The sequence below is a fragment of the Spirillospora sp. NPDC048823 genome (assembly GCF_043198445.1).
In the GTDB taxonomy this organism is placed as follows: Bacteria; Actinomycetota; Actinomycetes; order Streptosporangiales; family Streptosporangiaceae; genus Spirillospora.
Genome location: NZ_JBICUT010000001.1, coordinates 501,341 through 523,072, shown reverse-complemented (window position 1 = coordinate 523,072; position 21,732 = coordinate 501,341). Strand labels below are relative to the sequence as shown.

Here is a 21,732-nt window from a genome sequence, read left to right as displayed (position 1 = left end):
CTGGTCCCAGCATCCCGATCGGAGGAAGGAAGACCCCTCCGCGAGGGTGGAGCTAACCCCACCCCTCCCCGTAGATTCCGGAGCATGATCACTGGCGAATGGCTCAACCCGCCCCCGGCCGCCGACCATGACGGATCCGCCCTCCTCGTCACCGCCGCGAAGGGCAGCGACTTCTGGCGGACGACGTCCTACGGCTACAACCGCGACAGCGGCCACGCCCTCCTGTCGCCGCTCGGCCCCGAGGCCGCCGTCGAGGTGACCTTCGTCGCCGACTACGACCACCAGTTCGACCAGGCCGGCCTCCTGGTCCGCCTGGACGAGACCACCTGGATCAAAGCAGGCGCCGAGTACTGCGACGGCGAACTGCAACTGGGCGCGGTCGTCACCCACGGCGTCTCCGACTGGTCGTCCGCCCCCGTCTCCTGGACCGGCCGGGAGGTCACCCTGCGCGCCAGCCGCAGCGGCGACGCGGTGACCGTCCGCGCCCGCGCCGGCGACGACCCCTGGCACCTTATCCGCCTGGCCCCCTTCCCGGTGGACGTCCCCGCCACGGCCGGCCCCTACTGCTGCGCTCCCGAGCGCGACGGCCTGACCGTGCGCTTCACCCGCGCGTCCATCGGGGCCCCCGACGAGACGGTCCACGCCTGACCCTGTACCCGAGCACTTACTTGCTAGTACCCTCTCAGCCGGAACGCCGGGCCGAGAGGGGCGCAGGGATGCCGATCACACCGACGGTGGAGGAACGCGCCGGGTGCGGACGCGGCGCACGGGTGGCCGCACGGCTGATGCGCATGCTCATGCGGCCCATGGTCGCCCGCCTGCCATGGACCCCGTTCACGCTGCGCCTCGCCCCGCTCCTCGACCTCGGTGCCGCGCTCATGGTGCCGCCGCGCGGGACGAAGGTCACCAAGGTGAAGGGCATCGGCTGCGCCGCCGAGTGGGTCCGGGGCCGCGGCGTGCCCGCGGACTCGCGCAAGGCCATCCTCTATTTCCACGGCGGCGGGTTCGTCGCCTGCGGGCTGCGCACCCACCGCCGGATGATCGCCCGGATCTCCCGGGCGGCGGGCATGCCGGTGCTGTCGGTCGCCTACCGCATGCAGCCCAAGGTCACCATCCGGACGTCCATCGGCGACTGCGTGGACGCCTACCGCTGGCTGCTCGACAACGGACACGACGCGGACGACATCGTGATCGGCGGCGACTCGGCCGGCGGCTACTTCGCGTTCATGGCCCCGCTGTACGCCCTCCGCGACGGACTGCCCCGCCCCGCCGGCATCGTCGCCCTGTCGCCCTTCACCGAACTCGACATCGCCAACAAGATCGCCCACGCCAACGCCGCGCTCGACCCGTTCATCCCCGCCCCGCGCATGTGGGACATGGTCCGCACCTGCTTCCCGGACGCCGAACTGACCGACCCGTGGCTGTGCCCCGTGGACGCCGGCCTCGCCGGCCTCCCGCCCACGCTCATCCAGGCCGGCTCGATCGAGGTGCTCCGCGCCGACGCCGAGCTGATGGCCGAGCGTCTCGGAGCCGCCGACGTGCCCTGCACCCTGCAGATTTGGGAGGGCCAGGCGCACGTCTTCCAGATCTTCGCCGACATCTCCCGCGAGGGCTTCGCCGCCATCAGGGAGATCGGCGCCTTCGCCCGCCGCGCCACCACCGCGTCCGCCCGGCAGGAGGCCGCCTAGCTACGTCGGCAGCCGCTGCGCGGTCGACGCGTACATGGCCACCGACAACTCGACGGCCTGGTCGACGACCGCGTCGAGATCACGCCCCAGCCGCCCGTCCGCCCACTGCTGCGCCAGCTCCGTCATGGCGCCGGTGAACATGGTCGCCGAGATGAGGACCGGCAGCTCGGGCTCGCCGCTGCCCATGGCGACGAGCGCCTCCAGCAATGCCGTGCTCGCCGCGCGCCGCCGGGCGGCCAGCACCTCGTTCCCCCGCGCCTCGAAGAACAGGACGCGTCCCCGCTGAGGGTCGTCGGTGATGTACTGCAGCACGCTGCGGATGCCGGCTCGGCTCCGGGCCTCCGGATCGGGGCCCGCCTCCTCCAGGGACCGCGCGAGGATGTCCGCGAGCGCGGTCGCCTCCTGGTCGTAGACGGCGGCCAGCAGCTCATCGGTGTCGGCGAAGTTCTCGTAGAAGTACCGGGTGTGCAGCTCGGCGCGCCGGCACACCGCCCGCACCGTGAGCGCGCCCTCGCCGTGCTCCCCGAACAACGCGAACGCGGCCCGCACGAGCATCTCGCGCCGCTCGTCCTTCCGCCGCGCGACGGGCACTCCCGCCCACCGCGTGGACGCCGCCGTCCGGACGTTCGCCATGGCGTTCACGATAGCAAGCCAAGTCTGGACACGGCTGTATCCAATCATTTATTCTGGGTACAGTCGTAGCCAGAAACAGGAGTGCCGGATGCCCCCCAAGAACAACCCCATCGCCAAGCGGTTCGAGCAGGCCTTCGACGCCGACATCCGGTCGAAGTTCTTCAAGGGCCTCGACTTCGCCGGCCCGCAGGGCGACCCCGGCTGGTTCGGCCCGGGCAGCGCCGTCTGGCACGTCCACTCGCATCTGCCCGCCCTGGTCCTCGGCCTCGTCAGCGCCGCCTACATCGAGGGCCTCGACCCGAGCATCAGCTGGATGGCCTACGACCATTCCCGCCTGGTCGAACGCGCCGACGGCATCCCCACCGGAAACGTCGACCCCACCGGCGGCGCGGTCCGCCTCGGCCACTCCATCTCGTTCTTCATCGGAACCGCCTACGGCTCGACGCCGACCGCGGAGAGGCTGGCGCGCACCGTCCGGGCCATGCACCACACCATCAAGGGCACCCGCCCCGACGGGCTCGCCTACGACGCCGACGACCCCGAATGGCTCCGCTGGAACTACGCCACCGTCGTCTGGGGCCTGGCCACCGCGCACGAGCGCTACCACCGCCGCCCCCTGCAGGACATCGACCGCTACTACCGCGAGTTCGTCCGCGTCGGCGAGGCCCTGGGCGGCACCGACCTCCCCGCCACCAAGGCCGAGACCGCCGAATGCCTGGAGTCGTACCTGCCCCGCCTGGCCGTGACCCCCATCAAGGCGTTCGCCACCGGCCCCAACCTGCGCCACAGCAAGGCCAAGCCCTGGGAGCCGGGCAGCGAGTTCATGGACTGGGCGGCCCGCGACATGCTCCCGCGCTGGGCCCAGAAACTCGCCCTCTACCAGCCGCCCAACCCGGTCGTCCTCCGCCTCCGGCGCGCGTCCCTCTGGGCGGCCCTCAACGGACTGCACGACGCGGCCGGCCCCCTCCCGGAGTTCCGCCAGGCCCGGACCCGCGCCGGTGGGAAGAAGGCGAGCCCCTTCATCTCCACCGCCCCCACGACCCCCGACCCGGTCCTCACCCGCGAGGAGATCGAGGCCACCGCCTGAGCCTCCGCGTCAGCCGATGCGCCGGGCACGGACCAGAGCGAGCCCACCGAGAGCCGCGCCGACCAGCCCGACCACCACGGCCACGACCGCACCGCCCAGCCCGTTGCCGGTGCCGACTCCACCGTCGGCGGTGGCCGCGACCAGCACACCGACGGTCATGCCGACGAGCCCCGCCACCAGGGCCACGACGGCGGCGTTCCGCCTGCCGCGAGCCAGCGCCAGGCCGCCGGCGACCACGCCGATCAGCCCGGTCAGCGCGGCCGCGGTGGACCCGAGCCGCCCGGCGCTCATGGAGTAGGCATCGGCGGCGGCGAGCAGATGGTGGACGGACATGGCGTGCTCCTTCTCGAAGAATCGGACGTCGTCCGATCATGTCCGCCGCCCCCGCCGCCGGTCGTCCCCCGAACGCAGGCAATCCGCGCTGCCACCGCCGCCGCAGAACCCGCGAAACTACCGCGCACGCGGTACCCGGCCACGAGACCGAGGACCCGGCGGCGGAGGTGATCATCGACAAGCTCGAGATGGGTGATGCTGGGCATGAGCTCGTCGTCGCTTGCCGGTGTGAGTCCGGTCCGGGTAGCTGCCAGGAGGCCCGGTAGCAGGCTGGCGGTTTCGTCTGGAAACGGGCGGGGTCGCGGTCCCAAGGGTCGGAGGCCGTGATGGGGGAGCGACGGTGCGGTCCGTGGCGTGCAGCGAAGCCTGCGGCGTCGTTGGCTTTTCCGGTCCGTACCTGAGGTACCTGGGTACCATGGTTCGTGGAGGTGGCAGATGAGCACGAGCGTAGGGGCGAAGCGCCAGGCGCCGTTGAAGATCGATCCGGCAACCGATGAGTTGATCTCGCAGGCCGCGCATTTCCTTGGCATGACCAAGAAGGACTTCGTGGCCCAGGCCGCCAGGGCGTACCTGGAGCAGCGTCGTGAAGAGGTTCGCCGGGGGATGATTGAGTCGATGAAGGTGCTGGACGGTTCGCTCACCTCGGGCGTCGCGGCGCTGACCGGTCTGTCGCCTGAGCGGATCGAGCAGCTCGGTGGTGTCGGCGACTGGGAGGACTGACGGTGCCGGTCCGTCCCACCCTCCGCTGTGTGCGTGAGGATCTCAACCTGCCTGTTCCGTCGGCACGTACCCCGCTGGACCAGATCGACCATCCGCTGCTCCGCAAGGCGGCTGAGCAGTTCGCCGCATCTGATTCGCCGCATGAACGCATCCGTGCCATCGACGACGTCGTCTTGTTCAAGGTCAAAGTCGGTCGGTGGCGCGGTGCCGTGTTCACCGCGGACCCGCACGCTGAGGTGCGTGACTGGCTGGTGGCGGCGGGAACGCGCGAGGACGGCTCGAACGACGACTTCTACGCCGCGCTGCACGCCCAGGCCCGCACCGCCCGCCAACGCTACAACGCCGAGCACGACAAACCCCTGACCACCGACACCCACGTTGGCCATCTGCTGCCCGGTCAGGACGATCACGACCGTTACCTCCTGGAAACCGGGGCCAGGTTCGCGCTCCGCCTCAACACCGTCGTGGCTGACCTGGTGCGCGGTTCGCTGCGTGACGGCCACGAGCACGCTGCGGACTTCCCAGGGTTCCGGCTCGGGGTGATCGTTCGCGCCAACGACGGCCACGAAACCTACATCGCGATCCGTATCACCGGATCGGTCCCGGGCAACCTCACCGCCCTGATCCTCACCCGGGTGCCGGGCTGCGCCGCCGACGCCTGGTTCCCCGAATACGCCCTGCCCGAACGCGACCTGCTCCCCGCCGAACAAGCCTGGTCCAACCTCATGGACCCTAAGGCAGCCGCGAAACTCCTCGACGACCAGCCCTGACCAGGGGCCCACAGTCCAAGCCGCGCTGTCTGCTGCCCTCACCAGGCCGGCGAGATCGCACCATGCGCGCCGCCAACGCGGTCCCGATGATCTTGGGCGTCTAAGCCAGTCGATCAAGACAGGAACCGCGTTCGCGTGCGATCCTCCCCGATTGACGCCCTGGTGGGCCACTGCGAGGGCGTCGGTTCTGCCTTGCCCCGCCCACCAACCTGCCTCGGCCTGCCGGCGCGGGTGGAGATGCTGGACCGCATTCCCGATCCGCGGCGTCGCCGCGGCCGCCGGTACCGGCTCGGCCCCGTGCTGGCGTTGTGCCTGGTCGCCGTGCTCAGCGTGGTGCGCCTGCTACTGGAGGCGTACTACGAGCCGCAGTTCTCGGCCACTCTCCGTTCTGCTCATACGGCTCCGCCGAGTGGCGGTCTACCGACTTCCACGAGTGGAGTGGACGTGGGGCCGCGCTCGATGACCAGGCAGTGCTGCGGTGGACGGTTGAGCATCCGGGCTGCGGCAAGATAGCGCGCCGATGACGGTTTGCCCTCGGGGACCGACTCGGCGGTCACGATCGCGTCGAACGCATCGTCCAGGCGCAGGACGCGGAGGGCCGCGGCGACCTCTGGGATGGTCGAGTCGGTGACCAAGGCGAGTTGGTGCCGCGTCCCGCATAGGGCCATGACCAGTTCGACGGCTCCCGGGTAGGGGTGGAGGTCAGTCTCAGCGAGAGCGCGGTATGACCGTGCCTTGGCGGCCAGGATGTCGTCGATCTCTCCCAACCGGTTCGGCGTGCGATGAGTGAGGAACGCTCGGAAGCCTTCGTGTGCCGTTCGTCCGGCGAAGAAGGTTCGGTGGTCTTCAGCCGTCAAGGAGAAACCGGCTTCGCTCGCCGTTTGGTGGGCCGCGCGCCGGTGTAGGGCGGTGTCGTCCACCAGGACGCCGGTCAGGCCGAAGAGGATGGCCGGAGTCAATGGGCCGGGGCGTTCTCGGGGACGGACATGAGCGCCCAGACGATCTTGCCCTGGCCGGTGGCGGACGGGCGGATACCCGTGTCCTTGGCGTATGCGGCGATGATCGCGAGCCCACGTCCGCTCAGGGCGTCGAGTCCGGCGGCGGATGCGCGCGGGAGTTCGGGGGACGGATCCCAGCACTCCAGCACCGGGGCGCCGTCGTCCAACGCGACCCGGATCCTGAGCAGATGTCCGCGCGCCGCTTCGATCGCATTCGTCACGATTTCGCTCATGACGACCGTCGAGTCATCGATCAGGTCCCGGCCGTAGCCCCAATTGAGAAGGGCATAACGGACGAGTTCGCGGGCGAGTGCGACCGAGGAGTCCACTCCGAGCAGGGTCATCCGGATTTCGTCCGATTCGGGCATTTGAACCACTGGCACTTGATCGTTCATATCCGCCGTCCTGGTTTTCGATGATTCCTTCACAGGATCGACGGCGGCTGTTTACCCTGTGATGGATTGGAATCCATGAAATACACTGGAGGTCAGCGTGAGTGTTCGCGAGACCATCGACCCGAACTCGTCGCTATGGGCGTGGCTGGCCTTTGACCTGTGGTTTTATCGGACTCAGCGGAGCCTTTCTCTCGCGCAGACCGCTCAGATCGTTCGGGTGGCGCGTGGCACTGTTTCCAACTGGGAGGCGGGGCGCCTTCGCCCTGGTGACCAGTACATGGCCATCCTGGACAAGGCGTGGAACACCGGCGGTCACTTCCAGCGGCTCCACCACTACGCGAGCACTGGGCACGACCCCGACTGGTTCAAGCAGTACATTCAGTACGAAAATGCTGCGGAGATCATCAAGGTGTACCACGGGAAGACCGTGCCCGCTCTGGTGCAGACTGAGGATTACATCCGCGCCTTGCTGGTCTGCGCCGGCCGTGAAGATGCCTTGAAGCAGGAGATCGACGCGCGCACAAAGCGTCAGGAGATCCTCAACAGACCCAAGCCGCCCTACGTGTGGATTCTCTTGGATCAGGAGGCGCTGGAGTCTTGGGTGGGGGACGAGGAGGTCATGCGCGGACAGCACGAGCGGCTACTTGAACTCTCCCGATACCCACGTGTGGTCATTCGCATCATCCCCAGGTCTGCGGGAGCGCATCCAGGGCAAGATGGGGCGTTCCAAATCCTCACGATCGGTTCACGCAGCGTCGCATATGCGGGAGCCCAGATCGGTGGACGTCTAATCGAGGCCGGTGACGAGGTGACCACCCTCGGGGTACGGTTTGACCAGATTGGGGCGTTTGCCCTTAGTCAGGACGCGTCCCGCAAGTTGATCGAGCAAGGGATGAGGGACTACGAGTGACCACGTGGCGGAAGAGTTCACACAGTGGCGGGATGAATGACGACGCTTGTGTTGAAGTGGCTCAACTGGGCGATCGCATCGGCGTGCGTGACTCGAAGAACCCGGACGGTGAACGTCTCGGCCTCGGCTCCCGGGAGTTCTCTGACCTGGTCATTCGCATCAAGCTTGGTGAGTTCGCTCTGCGGCGTTGACGGCTGAGTATCTGATCTTTACGGGATCCGGGTCTACCATGATCAAGTGGCGGAAGAGTTCCTACACGGGTAGCGGCAATGACGATGTGTGTGTCGAGGTCGCTGACCTGGGTGGAAACATAGGTGTTAGGGACTCCAAGGACCCAAATGGTCCCCGCCTCGCGCTCAGTTCGCGCGACTTCGGTGGATTGTTGGCACGGATCAGGCGTGGAGAACTGAACTTTGACGAGGATGCTTCCTGAGTGCTGATCAGTCGGCTGACCTGGAGGTTCTTGTGATCAACTGGCGCAAGAGTTCGCGCAGCGGCGGTGTCAATGACAACGCGTGCGTTGAGGTGGCTCGGCTTGGCGGTTTGATCGGGGTGCGTGACTCCAAGGATCCGGGTGGGCCTCGGCTCGGGGTTGTGCCTGGGGAGTTCGGACGGCTGCTCGCTCGCGTACGGCGTGGTGAGTTCGACCGCTGATTCCAGGTTCACCTAGGCAGTGGTCCCGGCGGGGGCGTCTCCGCCGTATCGGGGCTGACCTCTGGATACCCGGCACCTGACGGTTGCGGTGTTCCGGCCGTTCATGATTGTCGGGTGAGCCGGACACCGATGGTGCCCTTGAGGGATCGGGTCAGGAAGTGGTGCCTCGGGTGTGCAACTCGTCGAGGTGGGCGGCCAGGGCGGCGCGCATTCGGGGCGGGGTCGTTGTCCGGGGGTGCAGGGCGGCGTGGACGGCCAGGCCGTCTACCAGGGCGTGCAGGCGGTCGGTTGCGAGTTCCGTGTCCGTGTCCGGGGCCAGGGACTCGACCAGGGCCCGGCAACCTGAGCGCAGGGCGTCGTGGGCCTCTTCGCATAGGGCGCGCAGATCGGGATCGACGAGCGCGCGGGCGGTGAAGGCGAGCCAGACCTGATTCTCGGCGGCTCGTTCGGCGTCCATCGGGAGGAGTTCGTCCAAGACGCGGGCGGCGCGTTCGCGGGGGTCGCCGTCCGCCGGCCCGGTCGCGGCTATCCGTTCCTCGATCCGCTCGATGATCGTGCGGAGGGTGAACGCGAGTAGCTCGGGCTGGGTGGCGAAGTAGTGCCGCAGTGATCCCGCCGACAGGCCCGCCTCGCGGGCGACGTTGCGGACCGAGGCCCGGTCCAGGCCGTCCCGCCGGATGACTCGCCATACGGCCGCGACCACGTCCTGCCGGCGCCTGGCCGGATCCACCACCTTCGGCATGAGGCTTTTATAGCACGGCTGTGTTACGTTGAGATTTATAGCACAGTCGTACTAAAAAGGATGCGTCATGAGCCGTGGCCTTCTCGTCGTCCTCATCGCGGTCCCGCTTCTGCTCGCCGGTTCCGGGTTCGCCGTGGCCGGCGGCGTGCAGGCCGCCTCCGGTGGTGCGTTCGGGACTTCGGATCGGCGCTTCACCACGTCCACTGTGGCACTCAAGACCGACGAGGTCGAGGTGGGTTCGGAGACGGCCCGTGCCGGGGACCCCATGCCCGATCTCGGTGAAGTCGCCGAGGTCGAGATCGTGGTCCGGCCGGTCGATCCCGGCGTGCCCCTGTTCGTGGGGATCGGGCCGAAGGAGCGGGTCGAGAGCTATCTGCGCGGGGTGTCGCACGAGGAGTTCGTGTCGGCCGACCTCAGCCCGTTCGCGCCGGTCTTCCGGCGGCTGCCGGGGGCGTCCGAGGCCGCTCGGCCGTCTCGGCAGCGGTTCTGGGTGGCGACTTCGTCAGGCACCGGTACGCGCACCATCAGGTGGGACAAGACCGGTGGCGCGTGGTCCGTGGTGGTGATGCGCATGGACGGCCGGCCCGGTGTGGACGCGTATGCCTCGATCAGTCTCCGGTTCGGCTTCCTGGTGCCCGTGGCGATCCTCGCTCTGGTCGCCGGGACGGCTCCGCTCCTGTGGGCGGTGGTCGCGCGCCGCCGTCGCACAGGGCGATCGGGGTGAGCGCGCCGCGCTGACCGTGTCTCGCACGCGGGCGGTCTCCCTTTCTCGGCCGACAGTTCCTTGCAGGCGGTCAGTCGCTCTTCGACCCCATCGCTTGGGTTGATTCACTATGGTTCCTGATCATGTCGCAATGGAGTGGGCGGACGCAGACGTGTTTATGGGGGGCCGCGGTCGCGGTGAGTGTGGTACCGGCCGCTGCCGGCCTGGTCGCCTCGCTGCTCGGTGTGAAGCCCAAGGGATACGGCGTAGGGATTGCATTTTCCCTTGATCAATGTGGCGGCTGGCTTCATCAGACGGACGTTTCGAGCGTTCCGGGGTATGCGCAGCTGAGCGGCAGGCCATACCTGGTCGTTGTTCCGGCGTTCCTCGTATGGCTGGTGACCAGGCGGCGTGCGGTGGGGTGGACGCTCGTCGCGATTCTTGGGCCGGTGGCCCTCGTCCAGCCGGTGTTGTTCGGGTACGACGTGGCGCGGTGGGGGCGGACGTGCGTGGATCTGTGGCTGCCGCGCTTCCCCGGCTGGCATATCGCGTGGTGGACGTGGCACTTGGTACTCGTGGCCTTGATCCTGGCGTCGGTTTACCGGCCGGGTGTGCGTGCGGTCCGCGTGGTCTCCGGGGCCCTGGTGATGGGGATGGTGCTCGGCATTGCGGGCGACCAGGGGCCGCCACGGGTGGTGATGGCGAGCCCGGACGACTGCGACAAGGTGCGGCCCGCCCTTCCACAGGACCCCGGGGCGTTGGTGCAGGCGATGAAGCGGCTCTCGGAGCGTGAGAGGAGGCTGGCCTACATATGTTCGGTGCGCGGCTATCCCGAAAGGCACCTGTTGAGGAGGTATCCGGCTCCGGAGGATCCGTTGTCCGATGCGGTTCTGCTCCATCAGGGACGGCGTGCTTGCCGTGGGGAGTATCCGTTGCCGCCTGCGGATCTGGGGCGGCGTGGAGTTCACTGGCCGTCCCTTAGGGAAATGGCGTACCTGTGTCCGCGAACGGCTGCGATGCGGTTGCGGGAGCAGGAACGTAGGCGGGCGGCGCTCACGGCGGAGTATGAGCGTGAGCAGGCGAGGGTCAGAGCGTATTGCAAGCGGACTGAGCCGAGGGGGCCCGAACCGGTCACGGAGGCCAGTGAGGTCGCCTCGGGTGGCGAGAGCAGCAGCTATTTCGTCGGGTCCGGAGGCGCCACCGCTCCCAGGGACGGACTGGTCGACGCGGCGGGCGGCTCCGCCACGGTGACCACGGGTACACAGGGAGACTTCTGCCTGACCGTCCGGGCCTATCGGAAGGCGCCGCCGCTCGCGCTCAAGGGCTGGGACCGGGTCGCCGAAGTCGGCTTCGAGAGTCCGGACGGACGGTCGACGGTCGGGTCGGTGTGGGGGCCGATGGGAATGCCGGTCGTCACCGTCGCGGGCCCGGGACGGTATCGGCTCCGGGTGTACGTGCGGGGCCGGGACGAGCCTGAAGCGGTCTCGCCGGAGATGCCCGCGGAGCGGCATCTGCTGGTCGTCTTTCCCGGCAGGTCGAAGGAACGGAAGGTTTTCAAGAACGAGGAGGGGTGACCCTCCCGGTCAGGTCGCGTCGATGGTTTCGGGGGCCAGGATGCGGTCGAGGACCATCGCGGCGCAGCCGGTGAGGCCGGCGGTCTCGCCCAGGCGGCTGGGTTCGATGCGCAGGGTGTGGGTGGCGAGGGCGGTGGAGCGCTGGTAGACGACCTCGCGCAGGCCGGCGATCAGGGGTTCGTCGGCGCCGACGAGGTCGCCGCCGAGGACGACGACGGCGGGGTTGAGGAGGTTGACGGCGGTGGCGACGACCTCGCCGATGCGGCGCCCGGCGTCGCGGAGGAGGGCGACGGTGGCGGGGTCGCCGGAGCGGGCGAGGGCGGCGAGGCCGGAAAGGTCGGCCGCGCCGGAGCGGGCGAGGAGGGCGGTGCCGCCGGCGATGGCCTCGACGCAGTTGACGTTGCCGCAGCGGCAGGGGGCGTCCACGGCGGACGGGACGGGGACGTGGCCGATCTCGCCGGCGGCGCCGAGCGCTCCGCGCTGGATGCGGCCGCCGGCGATGAGCCCGGCGCCGATGCCGGTGGAGACCTTGACGAACAGGAGGTCGTCGACGCCCGGGTGGGCCTGGTGCTCGCCGAGGGCGGCTGCGTTGACCTCGTTGTCGAGGTAGGCGGGGACGCCGAACCGGTCGGAGATCGGGGGGCCGATCTCGACGGCGTCCCAGCGTCCGGCGACGTGTTCGACGGCGTCGGGGACGCCGAGGCCGACGCCGCGGACGGTGGCGGCGTCGATGCCGGACGACGCGAGCAGGGACGCCCAATGGTCGAGGAGGCGGGGGAGCGTCCTGCCGGGGGACGCCTCGGCCGGGGGGCCGTCGGCGCGGGCGATGATCGACCCGGCGAGGTCGCAGACGGCGAGCTGGCCGCGGGACTGGCCGAGGTTCGCGACGAGGACGGTCCCGCCGGCGGCGTTGAACCCGAGGCGGGCCGGGGGGCGTCCGCCGGTGGACGGGCCGTCGGCGCGTTCGACGACGAGGCCGCGGGCGATGAGGTCGGCGACGCGGGTGGCCACCGCGGGACGGGACAGCCCGGTGATGCGGCCCAGTTCGGTGCGGGTGGCGACGCCGTCCTCACGGATCAGGCGCAGCATGTCGCCACGGGTGGAGGGGCGGCTGACGGGGCGCGGCATCCGGCCAGTCAAGCACGGCAATGTTCGGTACGTCCAGTTAGTGGAAGCTACGGACTTTAGTAAGAGAAAGTTCATAAGTTCGGTTGTGTTGGTTACGTATGTCTCGGTAGCTTGATGATCTGGATAACCCCTGCTCTGGAGACGTCCTATGGCTGTGCATCCCGTCTTGTCGGAAGTGACCCGGCGTGTCGCCGAGCGGAGTGCCGACCGGCGCGGCGCGTACGTGCGGCGGATCCGGGACGCGCGGTCGGAGGGTCCGGTGCGCGGCGGCATGGGCTGCGCGAACCTGGCGCACGGCTTCGCGGCCTGCGGCGTCCAGGACAAGCTGTGGCTCAGGGGCGACGTCACGCCCAACATCGCGATCGTCTCCGCGTACAACGACATGCTGTCGGCGCACCAGCCGCTCAAGGACTATCCGGACCTGCTCAAGGGCGCGATCCGGTCGGCGGGCGGGACGGCGCAGTTCGCCGGGGGAGTGCCCGCGATGTGCGACGGCATCACGCAGGGACGCGCCGGCATGGAGCTGTCGCTGTTCAGCCGGGACGTGGTGGCGATGGCGACGGCGGTGGCGCTGTCCCACGACATGTTCGACGGCGCGCTGCTGCTCGGTGTCTGCGACAAGATCGTCCCGGGGCTGGTGATCGGGGCGCTGTCGTTCGGGCATCTGCCGGTGATCCTGGTGCCTGCCGGGCCGATGGCGTCCGGGCTGCCGAACGGCGAGAAGGCGAAGGTCCGCAAGCGGTACGCGGCGGGGGAGGCCGGGCGCGAGGAGCTGCTCGCCGCGGAGGCCGCGTCCTACCACTCGCCCGGCACGTGCACCTTCTACGGGACGGCGAACTCCAACCAGCTGCTCATGGAGGTCATGGGCCTGCACCTGCCGGGGGCCAGCTTCGTCCCGCCGGGCACGAAACTGAGGGACGCCCTGACCGAGGCGGCGGGACGGCGCGTCCTGCAGCTGACCGACCTGGGCGACCACTACACGCCCATCGGCGAGCTGCTGGACGAGCGCGCGTTCGTGAACGGCATCGTCGCGCTGCTGGCGACGGGCGGGTCCACGAACCACACGCTGCACCTTGTCGCGATGGCCGCGGCGGCGGGCATCGAGCTGACCTGGGACGACTTCGACGAGCTGTCCAAGGCCACGCCGCTGCTCACCCGCCTCTACCCGAACGGGTCCGCCGATGTGAACCACTTCCACGCGGCCGGCGGCACCGCGTTCCTCATCGGCGAGCTGATCGACTCCGGGCTGCTCCACGAGGACGCCAGGACGGTCGGCGGCGACACGCTCGCCGACTACCGGCGCGTCCCGGAGTTCGCCGGCGGCGAGGCCGAGTGGCGGGAGACCGTCGCGGAATCCGGCGACACGAACGTCCTGCGTCCCGTGGCCGAGCCGTTCGACGCGCACGGCGGCCTGCACACCGTGCGCGGCAACCTGGGCCGGGCCGTCATCAAGGTGTCCGCCGTCAGGCCCGAGCACCGCACGATCGAGGCGCCCGCCCGCGTGTTCGACTCGCAGGAGCGGCTCCAGGAGGCGTTCGCCGCCGGGGAACTCGACCGGGACGTGGTGGCGGTCGTCCGCAACCAGGGGCCGCGCGCCAACGGGATGCCGGAGCTGCACCGGCTCACCCCGCCGCTGTCGGTCCTGCAGGACCGGGGACACCGCGTCGCGCTGGTCACCGATGGACGCATGTCGGGCGCCTCTGGGGCGGTGCCCGCCGCGATCCACGTGTCGCCGGAGGCTGCGGCGGGCGGGCCGCTCGCCCGCGTCCGCGACGGCGACATCGTCCGGCTCGACGCGGACGCGGGCATGCTGGAGGTCCTCGTCCCGGACGAGGAGTTCGCCGCCCGCGAACCCGCGGCCGGGAACGCCGAGCAGACGTGGGGCACCGGACGGGAGCTGTTCCAGGCGTTCCGGCACGCGGTGGGCCCGGCGGAGCGAGGCGCCGGAGTCCTCACATGAGCGAAGCGAACCGGGGGGTGTGGGGGGTCGCCCCCTCACAGGACGCAGGTATGAGCGAAGCGAACCGGGGGGTGTGGGGGGTCGCCCCCTCACAGGACGCAGGTATGAGCGAAGCGAACCGGGGGGCGTGGCTGGTCGCCGACGTGGGCGGCACGAACGCCCGGTTCGCGCTGGTGGACGGCCCGGACGGCGACCCGTACCGCGTCCACTGCCTGCCCACCCGCGACCACGCCGGGCTCGCCGAGGCGGCGGCCGCCTACCTCGGCCGGCACGCCCCGGACGTCCGGCCGTCGGCCGCGTGCCTGGCGGTGGCGGGGCCCGTCACGGGCGGGACGTTCCACCTGACCAACGCGGGCTGGCCGAAGGGCACCCCCGAGGAGGTCCGCGCCCATCTCGGCCTGCCCCGCCTGGACGTCATCAACGACTTCGAGGCCCTCGCCCTCGCGCTCCCGCGCCTGCGCGAGGACGACCTGATCCCCATCGGCGGGAACCGCCCGCCCGCCGGCGGGACCCTCGCGGTGGTCGGCCCGGGGACGGGCCTGGGCGTGGCGGGCCTCGTTCCCACGCCGTCCGGGTGGGTGCCGCTGCCGGGTGAGGGCGGCCAGGTCGACGTCCCGGCGGCGACGGACCGGGAGATCGAGGTCGCGCGGCTGCTGCGCGCCGAGTGCGGTTCCGCCACCGCCGAGCTCCTGCTGTCCGGGGGCGGCCTGGCCCGCATTTACCGGTACCTCGCGGCGATCGACGGCGCGGCGGCCGAGCCGCTCACCGCCCGGCAGATCTCCGAGCGGCGGGACGACCCGGTCTGCGGCGAGGCGCTGCGGATGTTCTGCGCGCTGCTCGGGTCGCTCGCCGGGAACGTCGCCCTGACGCTCGGCACCCGGGGCGGCGTCTACCTCGGCGGAGGCATCCTGCCCCGCATCGCGGACGTGCTGCGCGACAGTGCGTTCCGTGCCCGCTTCGAGGGGAAGCCCCCCGTCGAGGACTACCTGCGCGGCATTCCGACCGCGCTCATCGTTCACCCCGGCCCGGCCCTGGTCGGCGCCGCCATGCGGATCGCGCAGAGCCTGCCCGACCCGGACTCCCTGGAGCTTGCATGATCGCCGAAGACCTGTTCGACCTCGCGCCCGTGATTCCCGTCGTCGTGCTGGACGATGCCGGCGCGGCCGTCCCGATGGCCCGCGCACTCGTCGAGGGCGGACTCCCCGCGATCGAGGTGACGCTCCGCACGCCCGCCGCGCTGGAGGCGATCGAGCGGATCGCCGCCGAGGTCCCGGACGTGGTGGTCGGCGCGGGAACGGTCGTCCGCCCCGAGGACGCCGAGCGGTCCGCGGCCGCCGGGGCGCGCTTCCTGGTCAGCCCCGGCTGCACGCCCCGCCTCCGGGCCGCGATGGCGGCGACCGGCCTGCCGTTCCTGCCGGGCGTCGCCACCGCGTCCGAGGCCATGGCGCTCCTGGAGGACGGGGTCCGCGCGATGAAGTTCTTCCCCGCCGAGGCGGCGGGCGGCGCGGCCTTCCTGAAGGCGCTCGGCGGGCCGCTGCCGCAGGTCCGGTTCTGCCCGACCGGCGGGGTCAGCCCGAGGAACGCCGCCGACTACCTCGCGCTCGGCAACGTCGGCTGCGTCGGCGGGTCCTGGCTGACCCCGGCGAACGTCGTCCGCGCCGGCGACTGGGACCGCATCCGCAAGCTCGCCTCGGAAGCGGCGGCCCTGCGCGCCGGCGCTTGACGGCTGAAGCGCTTCCGGACGCTCCACCACGGGATCACCGTCGATCAGGACTGAGCGCCGCGGGCGGGGCCCGTCGCGCAGTGCGGGCACGGGCCCGCCGTGAGGGGCGTGCCGCCCGCGTACGGGACGAGGTCCATCCGGAGCCGCCCGCAGGCGCAGCGCGTCCAGACGACGACGCCGTCACTGGTGAGATGCCGGGAGAGTGTCGTGTTCCGCTGAGTCATGGCACCAGTCTGCGGCCGGCCGAACGTTGCCGTCTATTTCAGGTTTCCGCATGGAATCGTGCAAGATGGTTACATGATTGATCTGCGGCGGTTGCACATGCTCCGGCTCGTCCACCAGTACGGGACGGTCACGGCCGCGGCGGAGGCGATGCACCTCACCCCGTCGGCGGTCTCCCACCACCTGCGGGAGCTGGCGCGGGAACTGAAGGTGCCGCTGCTGGAGCCGCAGGGCCGCAAGGTGAAGCTGACCACGGCCGCGTACCTGCTGATCGAGCACGCCGACGGCCTGCTCGCCAAGTGGGAGGAGACCCTCGCCGACCTGGAGTCGCACCGCGCCGGGGCGGCCGGGCCGCTGCGCATGTGCGGCTTCACCACGGCCGTCGGCGGGCTCGTCGCCCCTGCCGCCGGGGCCCTCCTGCGCGCCGACCCGGACCTCGCGATCGAGATCCGCGAATGCGACACCGACGTGGCCGTGGGCCTCCTCGCCGCCGGGGAGACCGACATCGCGGTCATCGAGCCGACCCCGGAGGCGCCGCCTCCCGGCGACCCTCGCTTCGACCGCGAGCCGCTGCTGGAGGAGTCCTATGACCTCATCGTCCCGGCCGGGCATCCGCTCGCGCGCCGGACCGGCGTCCGGCTGGACGACGCGGCGGACGAGACGTGGATCAGCGTCGAGCCCGAGGTCTGCGCCCACCACCAGCAGGTGCTGGCGTACTGCGGCGCCGCCGGGTTCACGCCCCGGTTCGCGCACCACGCCACCAACTGGTCGGTGATCTGGGCGCTCGTCGCGCACGGGCTCGGCGTGTCGCTCGTCCCCCGGCTGGCGGGCGGGCCCGCCGACCAGCCGGTGGTCCGGGTCCCGCTGACCGGCGACGCCGTCCCGAGACGGCGCCTGCTGACCTGCGTGCGGCGCGGCAGCCGCGGCAACCCGCTGATCGCCCGCGGCCTGCGCGCACTCCACGACGCCGTCCCCGACCGCTGCACCCCGATGGCGGCCTGAGCTACGCTGCCGCGACGCCGGCCTGCCGCGTGTCGCCCTTATGGGCGGCCGGACGAGGGCGACACGTCGCAGGTGAACGTGGTTCAGGTGCGGGAGTGGTGTGTGCGGAAGGCCAGCAGGACCGCGCGGACGACCCAGACGGCCAGCGCGATCTGCAGGACCGCGAAGAGCCCCGCACCCGGCCCGGCCGTGAACGCCAGCACGAGGAACACCCCGAGCAGCAGCGGGAACGCCGGGAACGGCCCGTGCCGGTGACGGCCCCGCGCCATGTGCCGGTCGTGGCCGTGGCCCATGCGCCGAGCGTGATGCCGCCACGCGGGATTCATCGGGCCGCCGAACATCACCGCCGCACCCGGCCCCCACGGGACGGCCTCCGGTGCCTGCCCGTCCGGTTCCGGGAGGCCGGTCGGGGCGGGCAGGTCGCGGACGAGGGGACGCAGGTCGCCGCGTGTCTTGGCGGACAGCACGGCGTCCATGCGCTCGTCCAGTTCGCCGCGGTCGAGCCGTCCCGCCGCGAAGTGGTCGTGCAGGGCGACCATGACCGCGTCCCGTTCGGCGTCGCCGATGCGCATTTCGTCCCGTGCCATGGTCACTCCTGCCCGGCCGTCGGGCCCGCGTCGCCGGTGTCGTCGCCGGTGTCGTCGTCGGTGTCGTCCGTGCCGTCGATGTCGTCGGCCAGGATGCGGTAGAGGTTGCGCCGCGTGTCCGACAGGACGTCCTTGGCCTGCGCGACCTGCTCCGGCGACCCGGAGTGGACGATCTGCATCACCGCGGCCCCGGTCTGCGCGGCCTGCTTGAACAGCTCGGGGACGCCCTCGCCGTACTCGGGCGTCATCTCCTCCCACGGTTCGGCCAGCCGGTCGGCGTTCTCCTCGACGTAGGCGCGGCCTTCGCCGGTGAGGTGGAAGGACCGGCGCCCGCCGGCCTCCTCGCCCTCGATCAGGCCCTCGTCCGCGAGTTGCTGCAGCGCCGGGTACACCGCGCCGGGGCTCGGCTTCCACGCGCCGCCGCTGCGCTCGTTGATCTCCTGGATGATCTGGTAGCCGTTGCGCGGCTCCTCGGCGAGCAGGACGAGGATCGCCGCGCGGACGTTCCCCTTGCGCGCCTTGGGTCCCCGGGCCCACGGCCCGCCGCGCCCGCGCGCCCACGGGGGACGCGGTCCGGGGCCGAAGCCGCCGGGCGGGCCCCACGGTCCGGGACCGGGGCCGCCGCCGAACAGCCAGCCGAGGTTCGGGAAGTCGCCGCGTCCCCAGGGGCCGCCGTGTGCATGCCGGTGTCCCATGTTCTACACCACCTTCTGAGACCACTCTTTGATCTCTCGCGATACGCCAACGATATATCGTAGACGTACGGTTGCGCCAGATCGTTCCCGGGAGAACATCGCGGTCCCCGCGCGGCGATCCGGGGCACGTCCCCGCATCCGGTCACCGCCGTTCTGATCGCGGGATTCCTGGGTAACAGGCGTAAGGGGAGGACGATGGGCACTCAGGAAGCGGTGACCGTGCCGGACACGGTGCTCACGGCGGGCGCGGCGAGCCGGCGGCTGAGCGTCCGCAGGGAACTGCTGCTCGGGCTGGCGCTGTTCGGCGTGTACGTCTTCGTGGCGAGCCTCCCCCAGCAGGCCAGGATCGGGTCGGCGCGCGGGCATGGCGAGGCCGTCTACAACCTCGAAAAGGCCCTGCACATCGACATCGAGCTGTCCCTCAACCGATGGCTCGCCGACCAGGGCATCGTGCGGGTGCTGGCGAACTACGAGTACGCGATCACCTACGTCGCCAGCGCGCTCGCCCTGCTGTTCTGGCTGTTCGCGCGCCACCCCGAGCGCTACCGGACGGCCCGCAACGCGTTCATCCTGATGAACCTCGCCGGCCTCGCGTGTTTCGTGCTGTATCCCGTCATGCCGCCGCGGCTCATGCCCGGACTCGGGTACATCGACACCGTCTTCCTCGGCGGCACGTGGGGATCGTGGGGATCACCGCTGGTCGAGCACGCCGACCAGCTGGCGGCGGTGCCGTCGCTGCACATGGCCTGGACGATGTGGGTCGGCGTCGAACTCGCCCGCGTGAACGCGAAACGCTGGGTGCAGCTGCTCAACGTCGTGCACATCCTGGTGACCCTCTACGTCATCATGGCCACCGCGAACCATTTCCTGCTGGACGCCGTCGCCGCCGTCCCGTTCGTGGCCATACCCGTGTACGTCGCCGAGCGCATCTCCCGCCCCCCGCCCCCGAAGGTCGAGGGACCGGACGCGTTCTTCATGGCCGTGGAGACGCCCGCCGCCCCCCAGCAGGCCGGCGGCGTCATCATGCTGGACACCTCGGCGCGCGACGTCGGCCGCGCCGACCTCGTCCGGGAGATCGGCAGGCGGCTGGACGGGCTGCCCCGGTTCCGGCAGCGGCTCGTCCGGCGGGGCCGCTGGCGCCGCCCCGTCTGGCGCGACCACGACCCGGTCGACTGGGAATGGCACGTCACCGAGCGGCGCGTCGACGGCATGGCCGGGCTGCGCGCCGCCGTCGCCGAGATCCAGTCCGAGGCCCTGCCGCTTGACCGGCCGCCGTGGCGGATGGTCGTGCTGAAGGGCGCCGAGCCCGGCCGCACCGCCGTCGTGTACCTGATGCACCATGTGGTCGCCGACGGCGTCGGCATCGTGGCGCAGGCGGTGTACCTGATGGAGCCGCCGCCCGAGCCCGTCCCGCCACCGCCGCGCAGGCCGTTCCGCAAGGCGCTCGCGACCGTCATCGGGCTCGGCCAGCTCGCCACCGCCGTCACCCGCCCGGAGCGGCTGCCCGCCGCGGGGACGTCCGAACGCCGGTTCGCCACCATGCACCTCCCGCTGGCCGAGGTGCGCGACGTCGGCCGCCGCCACGGAGCCCGCGTCACCGACGTCGTCCTGAGCGCGGTCGCGGGCGCCCTCAACCGGGTCGTCGGCGAGGACCCGTCGCTCGGACCGGGGCGGCCCGGCACGTGCCGCGTCGCGGTGCCGCTGATGATGCGGCCGCCGGGCAGCGCCATGGTCGGCAACCACACCACCGCCGTCATGGTGGACCTGCCGGTCGGCGAGATGTCCGAGACCGAACGGCTCGCCGTGATCGCCAAGCGCGGCCGCGTGCTGCGGTCCGGTACCCGGGCGCAGGCCGCCTGGTTCGTCATGGGGCAGGCGGGACGGCTGATGCCGGTGCCGCTGCACGCCCGCTTCGCCCGGATGTCCTACAGCGGCCGGTTCCTCCAGGGGACGGTGTCGAGCCTCCCGGGCCCCGACAAGCCGCTGCGCCTGGCCGGCGCGCCCCTCACCGCCGTGTACCCGATCGTGCCGCTCGCCCCCGGCGCGCCGTTCGCGATCGCCGGGCTCGGCGTCGACGGCGAACTGTGCTTCGGCCTCTCCCTCGACCCGGGGCTCACCGACGACGCCGACGCGATGATGGCGGCCGTCCACGCCGTGATCGGGGAACTGCGCGACGGGCCCGCGTGAGTCACACGGCTGCGGATCAGATGCTGCGCATCGCGCGCACGGACTCCTTCAGCGACCCCATCGTCGCGAACACGGCGGTGGGTTCGTAGCCGCAGTGCGCCATGCAGTTCGCGCACCGGTCGTCGCGTCCCCGCCCGTAGGCGTCCCAGTCGGTCGTCTCGACGAGCTCCCGGTAGGTGTCGACGTAGCCGTCGTCCATCAGGTAGCAGGGCCGCTGCCAGCCCTTCAGGGAGTACGACGGGATCGCCCACGCCGTGCACCGGAAGTCGGTCTTCCCTTCGAGGAAGTCGAGGAACAGCGGCGAGTGGTTGAACCGCCAGCGTTTGCGGCGGCCGTCCGCGAACGCCTTCCGGAACAGGTTCCGGGTCTCCTGGACGCCGAGGAAGTGGTCCTGGTCGGGCGCCTTCTCGTAGGCGTACGCGGGCGAGATCATCATCTGGTCGACGCGCAGGTCGTCGTTGAGGTAGTCGAGGACGTCGATGACGGTCTGCGGCGTGTCGGTGTTGAACACGGTCGTGTTCGTCGTGACCCGGAACCCGCGCTCCTTGCACATCCTGACCGCGTCGACCGCCTGGTCGAACACGCCGTCCTTGCAGACGGACGCGTCGTGCCGCTCGCGCAGCCCGTCGATGTGCACGGCCCATGCGAAGTGGCGGGACGGCTCGAACAGGTCGATCTTCTTCGGGATGAGCGCCGCGTTCGTGCACAGGAACACGTACCGCTTCATCCTGACCAGCTCGGCGACCATCTCCCCGATCCGCGGATGCATCAGCGGCTCGCCGCCCGCGATCGACACCATCGGCGCGCCGCACTCGCGGATCGCCGCGACGGCCTGCTCGACCGGCATCCGCTGCTTCAGCACGTCCGCCGGATGCTGGATCTTCCCGCAGCCCGCGCACGCCAGGTTGCACGCGTACAGCGGTTCCAGCTCGACCAGCAGCGGGAACTTCGACCGTCCCGCCAGCTTGTTGCGCAGCACGTACCCGCCGACCCGCAGGCTCTGGCGCAGTGGCATCGCCAT

26 protein-coding genes are annotated in these 21,732 nt (G+C 70.9%); 16 read left to right on the top strand and 10 right to left on the bottom strand.

All coding sequences use genetic code 11. From position 1 onward, the window contains the following. Positions 1-84 precede the first annotated feature (84 nt). Together ACGFK0_RS02235 and ACGFK0_RS02230 are read left to right on the top strand one after the other, a co-directional pair. Positions 85-648 (top strand): DUF1349 domain-containing protein, encoded by a 564-nt coding sequence (locus tag ACGFK0_RS02235; protein WP_392898822.1) that lies wholly within the window; start codon positions 85-87, stop codon positions 646-648. Between the two features lie 68 nt (positions 649-716). Then, positions 717-1,688 carry an alpha/beta hydrolase gene (locus ACGFK0_RS02230; protein WP_392898819.1) on the top strand — a complete coding sequence of 324 codons (972 nt, stop codon included), beginning with the start codon at positions 717-719 and terminating at the stop codon, positions 1,686-1,688. Here ACGFK0_RS02230 and ACGFK0_RS02225 read toward each other — a convergent pair whose 3' ends face one another. Next, on the bottom strand, positions 1,689-2,321 hold the full coding sequence (locus ACGFK0_RS02225) for a TetR/AcrR family transcriptional regulator (protein WP_392898816.1): 633 nt from the start codon (positions 2,319-2,321) through the stop codon (positions 1,689-1,691). It lies immediately after the preceding gene. Between the two features lie 88 nt (positions 2,322-2,409). Here ACGFK0_RS02225 and ACGFK0_RS02220 point away from each other — a divergent pair, with 88 nt between their 5' ends. Further along, complete coding sequence (locus ACGFK0_RS02220; RefSeq protein WP_392898814.1) at positions 2,410-3,408, top strand: oxygenase MpaB family protein; 999 nt, start codon at positions 2,410-2,412, stop codon at positions 3,406-3,408. Between the two features lie 9 nt (positions 3,409-3,417). On the opposite strand, the gene ACGFK0_RS02215 is transcribed toward ACGFK0_RS02220, so the two are convergent. Continuing rightward, positions 3,418-3,741: a DUF6223 family protein gene (locus ACGFK0_RS02215; RefSeq protein ID WP_392898811.1), complete on the bottom strand. Its 324-nt coding sequence runs from the start codon at positions 3,739-3,741 to the stop codon at positions 3,418-3,420. A gap of 435 nt (positions 3,742-4,176) precedes the next feature. Here ACGFK0_RS02215 and ACGFK0_RS02210 point away from each other — a divergent pair, with 435 nt between their 5' ends. Both ACGFK0_RS02210 and ACGFK0_RS02205 read left to right on the top strand, forming a co-directional pair. Beyond that, positions 4,177-4,461, top strand: a complete 285-nt coding sequence (locus ACGFK0_RS02210; protein ID WP_392898808.1) for a hypothetical protein — start codon at positions 4,177-4,179, stop codon at positions 4,459-4,461. 29 nt (positions 4,462-4,490) lie between these two features. After that, positions 4,491-5,231 carry a hypothetical protein gene (locus tag ACGFK0_RS02205; protein ID WP_392898805.1) on the top strand — a complete coding sequence of 247 codons (741 nt, stop codon included), beginning with the start codon at positions 4,491-4,493 and terminating at the stop codon, positions 5,229-5,231. 392 nt (positions 5,232-5,623) lie between these two features. Here ACGFK0_RS02205 and ACGFK0_RS02200 read toward each other — a convergent pair whose 3' ends face one another. Continuing rightward, the gene (locus ACGFK0_RS02200; RefSeq protein WP_392898802.1) at positions 5,624-6,190 is read right to left on the bottom strand and encodes an HAD family hydrolase; all 567 of its coding nucleotides are present in this window, start codon (positions 6,188-6,190) and stop codon (positions 5,624-5,626) included. Further along, positions 6,187-6,573 carry an ATP-binding protein gene (locus ACGFK0_RS02195; RefSeq protein ID WP_392898799.1) on the bottom strand — a complete coding sequence of 129 codons (387 nt, stop codon included), beginning with the start codon at positions 6,571-6,573 and terminating at the stop codon, positions 6,187-6,189. The genes ACGFK0_RS02200 and ACGFK0_RS02195 overlap by 4 nt, the downstream gene beginning before the upstream one ends. A gap of 148 nt (positions 6,574-6,721) precedes the next feature. Here ACGFK0_RS02195 and ACGFK0_RS02190 point away from each other — a divergent pair, with 148 nt between their 5' ends. Genes ACGFK0_RS02190 through ACGFK0_RS02175 form a run of 4 tightly spaced genes read left to right on the top strand, consistent with a single transcriptional unit; the run spans position 6,722 to position 8,188 of the window. Further along, positions 6,722-7,534 carry a helix-turn-helix transcriptional regulator gene (locus ACGFK0_RS02190; protein WP_392898797.1) on the top strand — a complete coding sequence of 271 codons (813 nt, stop codon included), beginning with the start codon at positions 6,722-6,724 and terminating at the stop codon, positions 7,532-7,534. Continuing rightward, positions 7,531-7,725, top strand: a complete 195-nt coding sequence (locus ACGFK0_RS02185) for a DUF397 domain-containing protein (protein ID WP_392898794.1) — start codon at positions 7,531-7,533, stop codon at positions 7,723-7,725. Before ACGFK0_RS02190 ends, ACGFK0_RS02185 begins: the two co-directional genes overlap by 4 nt. 38 nt (positions 7,726-7,763) lie before the next feature. Then, positions 7,764-7,967, top strand: coding sequence for a DUF397 domain-containing protein (locus tag ACGFK0_RS02180; protein ID WP_392898791.1), 204 nt, complete (start codon positions 7,764-7,766; stop codon positions 7,965-7,967). A gap of 32 nt (positions 7,968-7,999) precedes the next feature. After that, entirely contained in the window at positions 8,000-8,188 is a 189-nt protein-coding gene (locus tag ACGFK0_RS02175) for a DUF397 domain-containing protein (protein ID WP_392898789.1), read from the top strand. Positions 8,189-8,339: 151 nt separating this feature from the next. On the opposite strand, the gene ACGFK0_RS02170 is transcribed toward ACGFK0_RS02175, so the two are convergent. Beyond that, positions 8,340-8,930: a TetR/AcrR family transcriptional regulator gene (locus ACGFK0_RS02170; protein WP_392898786.1), complete on the bottom strand. Its 591-nt coding sequence runs from the start codon at positions 8,928-8,930 to the stop codon at positions 8,340-8,342. A gap of 67 nt (positions 8,931-8,997) precedes the next feature. Between ACGFK0_RS02170 and ACGFK0_RS02165 the strand changes: the two genes are divergently transcribed. Both ACGFK0_RS02165 and ACGFK0_RS02160 read left to right on the top strand, forming a co-directional pair. After that, a complete protein-coding gene (locus ACGFK0_RS02165) occupies positions 8,998-9,654 on the top strand; it encodes a hypothetical protein (protein WP_392898782.1) in 657 nt (218 codons plus the stop codon). 176 nt (positions 9,655-9,830) lie between these two features. Beyond that, positions 9,831-11,207, top strand: a complete 1,377-nt coding sequence (locus ACGFK0_RS02160; RefSeq protein WP_392898780.1) for a hypothetical protein — start codon at positions 9,831-9,833, stop codon at positions 11,205-11,207. Positions 11,208-11,216: 9 nt separating this feature from the next. Here the strand turns inward: ACGFK0_RS02160 and ACGFK0_RS02155 are convergent, their stop codons facing one another. Then, positions 11,217-12,335, bottom strand: coding sequence for an ROK family protein (locus tag ACGFK0_RS02155; RefSeq protein ID WP_392898777.1), 1,119 nt, complete (start codon positions 12,333-12,335; stop codon positions 11,217-11,219). Between the two features lie 148 nt (positions 12,336-12,483). Here ACGFK0_RS02155 and edd point away from each other — a divergent pair, with 148 nt between their 5' ends. From edd to eda, 3 genes are all read left to right on the top strand, one after another. Continuing rightward, positions 12,484-14,295 (top strand): phosphogluconate dehydratase, encoded by a 1,812-nt coding sequence (gene edd, locus ACGFK0_RS02150; RefSeq protein ID WP_392898774.1) that lies wholly within the window; start codon positions 12,484-12,486, stop codon positions 14,293-14,295. Between the two features lie 104 nt (positions 14,296-14,399). After that, the gene (gene glk, locus ACGFK0_RS02145) at positions 14,400-15,392 is read left to right on the top strand and encodes a glucokinase (protein ID WP_392898770.1); all 993 of its coding nucleotides are present in this window, start codon (positions 14,400-14,402) and stop codon (positions 15,390-15,392) included. After that, positions 15,389-16,018, top strand: coding sequence for a bifunctional 4-hydroxy-2-oxoglutarate aldolase/2-dehydro-3-deoxy-phosphogluconate aldolase (eda, locus tag ACGFK0_RS02140; protein WP_392898767.1), 630 nt, complete (start codon positions 15,389-15,391; stop codon positions 16,016-16,018). Before glk ends, eda begins: the two co-directional genes overlap by 4 nt. A gap of 44 nt (positions 16,019-16,062) precedes the next feature. Here the strand turns inward: eda and ACGFK0_RS02135 are convergent, their stop codons facing one another. After that, positions 16,063-16,242, bottom strand: a complete 180-nt coding sequence (locus ACGFK0_RS02135; protein WP_392898764.1) for a hypothetical protein — start codon at positions 16,240-16,242, stop codon at positions 16,063-16,065. Between the two features lie 73 nt (positions 16,243-16,315). Between ACGFK0_RS02135 and ACGFK0_RS02130 the strand changes: the two genes are divergently transcribed. Further along, entirely contained in the window at positions 16,316-17,242 is a 927-nt protein-coding gene (locus ACGFK0_RS02130; protein WP_392898761.1) for a LysR family transcriptional regulator, read from the top strand. Between the two features lie 83 nt (positions 17,243-17,325). On the opposite strand, the gene ACGFK0_RS02125 is transcribed toward ACGFK0_RS02130, so the two are convergent. Together ACGFK0_RS02125 and ACGFK0_RS02120 are read right to left on the bottom strand one after the other, a co-directional pair. Next, positions 17,326-17,829 carry a DUF1707 domain-containing protein gene (locus ACGFK0_RS02125; RefSeq protein WP_392898758.1) on the bottom strand — a complete coding sequence of 168 codons (504 nt, stop codon included), beginning with the start codon at positions 17,827-17,829 and terminating at the stop codon, positions 17,326-17,328. Positions 17,830-17,831: 2 nt separating this feature from the next. Continuing rightward, a complete protein-coding gene (locus tag ACGFK0_RS02120; RefSeq protein ID WP_392898756.1) occupies positions 17,832-18,524 on the bottom strand; it encodes a PadR family transcriptional regulator in 693 nt (230 codons plus the stop codon). A gap of 195 nt (positions 18,525-18,719) precedes the next feature. Here ACGFK0_RS02120 and ACGFK0_RS02115 point away from each other — a divergent pair, with 195 nt between their 5' ends. Beyond that, a complete protein-coding gene (locus ACGFK0_RS02115; protein WP_392898753.1) occupies positions 18,720-20,711 on the top strand; it encodes a phosphatase PAP2 family protein in 1,992 nt (663 codons plus the stop codon). A 16-nt stretch (positions 20,712-20,727) separates the two neighbouring features. Here ACGFK0_RS02115 and hpnH read toward each other — a convergent pair whose 3' ends face one another. Next, positions 20,728-21,732 (bottom strand): adenosyl-hopene transferase HpnH, encoded by a 1,005-nt coding sequence (hpnH, locus tag ACGFK0_RS02110; RefSeq protein WP_392898750.1) that lies wholly within the window; start codon positions 21,730-21,732, stop codon positions 20,728-20,730.

Coding starts and splice junctions, on each gene's coding strand:
- ACGFK0_RS02135 (WP_392898764.1), bottom strand. CDS start 16,242: ATGACTCAGCGGAACACGACACTCTCCCGGCATCTCACCAGTGACGGC.
- hpnH (WP_392898750.1), bottom strand. CDS start 21,732: ATGGCGATGCCACTGCGCCAGAGCCTGCGGGTCGGCGGGTACGTGCTG.
- ACGFK0_RS02130 (WP_392898761.1), top strand. CDS start 16,316: ATGATTGATCTGCGGCGGTTGCACATGCTCCGGCTCGTCCACCAGTAC.
- eda (WP_392898767.1), top strand. CDS start 15,389: ATGATCGCCGAAGACCTGTTCGACCTCGCGCCCGTGATTCCCGTCGTC.
- ACGFK0_RS02165 (WP_392898782.1), top strand. CDS start 8,998: ATGAGCCGTGGCCTTCTCGTCGTCCTCATCGCGGTCCCGCTTCTGCTC.
- ACGFK0_RS02230 (WP_392898819.1), top strand. CDS start 717: ATGCCGATCACACCGACGGTGGAGGAACGCGCCGGGTGCGGACGCGGC.
- edd (WP_392898774.1), top strand. CDS start 12,484: ATGGCTGTGCATCCCGTCTTGTCGGAAGTGACCCGGCGTGTCGCCGAG.
- ACGFK0_RS02210 (WP_392898808.1), top strand. CDS start 4,177: ATGAGCACGAGCGTAGGGGCGAAGCGCCAGGCGCCGTTGAAGATCGAT.
- ACGFK0_RS02235 (WP_392898822.1), top strand. CDS start 85: ATGATCACTGGCGAATGGCTCAACCCGCCCCCGGCCGCCGACCATGAC.
- glk (WP_392898770.1), top strand. CDS start 14,400: ATGAGCGAAGCGAACCGGGGGGCGTGGCTGGTCGCCGACGTGGGCGGC.
- ACGFK0_RS02180 (WP_392898791.1), top strand. CDS start 7,764: ATGATCAAGTGGCGGAAGAGTTCCTACACGGGTAGCGGCAATGACGAT.
- ACGFK0_RS02120 (WP_392898756.1), bottom strand. CDS start 18,524: ATGGGACACCGGCATGCACACGGCGGCCCCTGGGGACGCGGCGACTTC.
- ACGFK0_RS02155 (WP_392898777.1), bottom strand. CDS start 12,335: ATGCCGCGCCCCGTCAGCCGCCCCTCCACCCGTGGCGACATGCTGCGC.
- ACGFK0_RS02220 (WP_392898814.1), top strand. CDS start 2,410: ATGCCCCCCAAGAACAACCCCATCGCCAAGCGGTTCGAGCAGGCCTTC.
- ACGFK0_RS02170 (WP_392898786.1), bottom strand. CDS start 8,930: ATGCCGAAGGTGGTGGATCCGGCCAGGCGCCGGCAGGACGTGGTCGCG.
- ACGFK0_RS02225 (WP_392898816.1), bottom strand. CDS start 2,321: ATGGCGAACGTCCGGACGGCGGCGTCCACGCGGTGGGCGGGAGTGCCC.
- ACGFK0_RS02215 (WP_392898811.1), bottom strand. CDS start 3,741: ATGTCCGTCCACCATCTGCTCGCCGCCGCCGATGCCTACTCCATGAGC.
- ACGFK0_RS02195 (WP_392898799.1), bottom strand. CDS start 6,573: ATGACCCTGCTCGGAGTGGACTCCTCGGTCGCACTCGCCCGCGAACTC.
- ACGFK0_RS02125 (WP_392898758.1), bottom strand. CDS start 17,829: ATGGCACGGGACGAAATGCGCATCGGCGACGCCGAACGGGACGCGGTC.
- ACGFK0_RS02115 (WP_392898753.1), top strand. CDS start 18,720: ATGGGCACTCAGGAAGCGGTGACCGTGCCGGACACGGTGCTCACGGCG.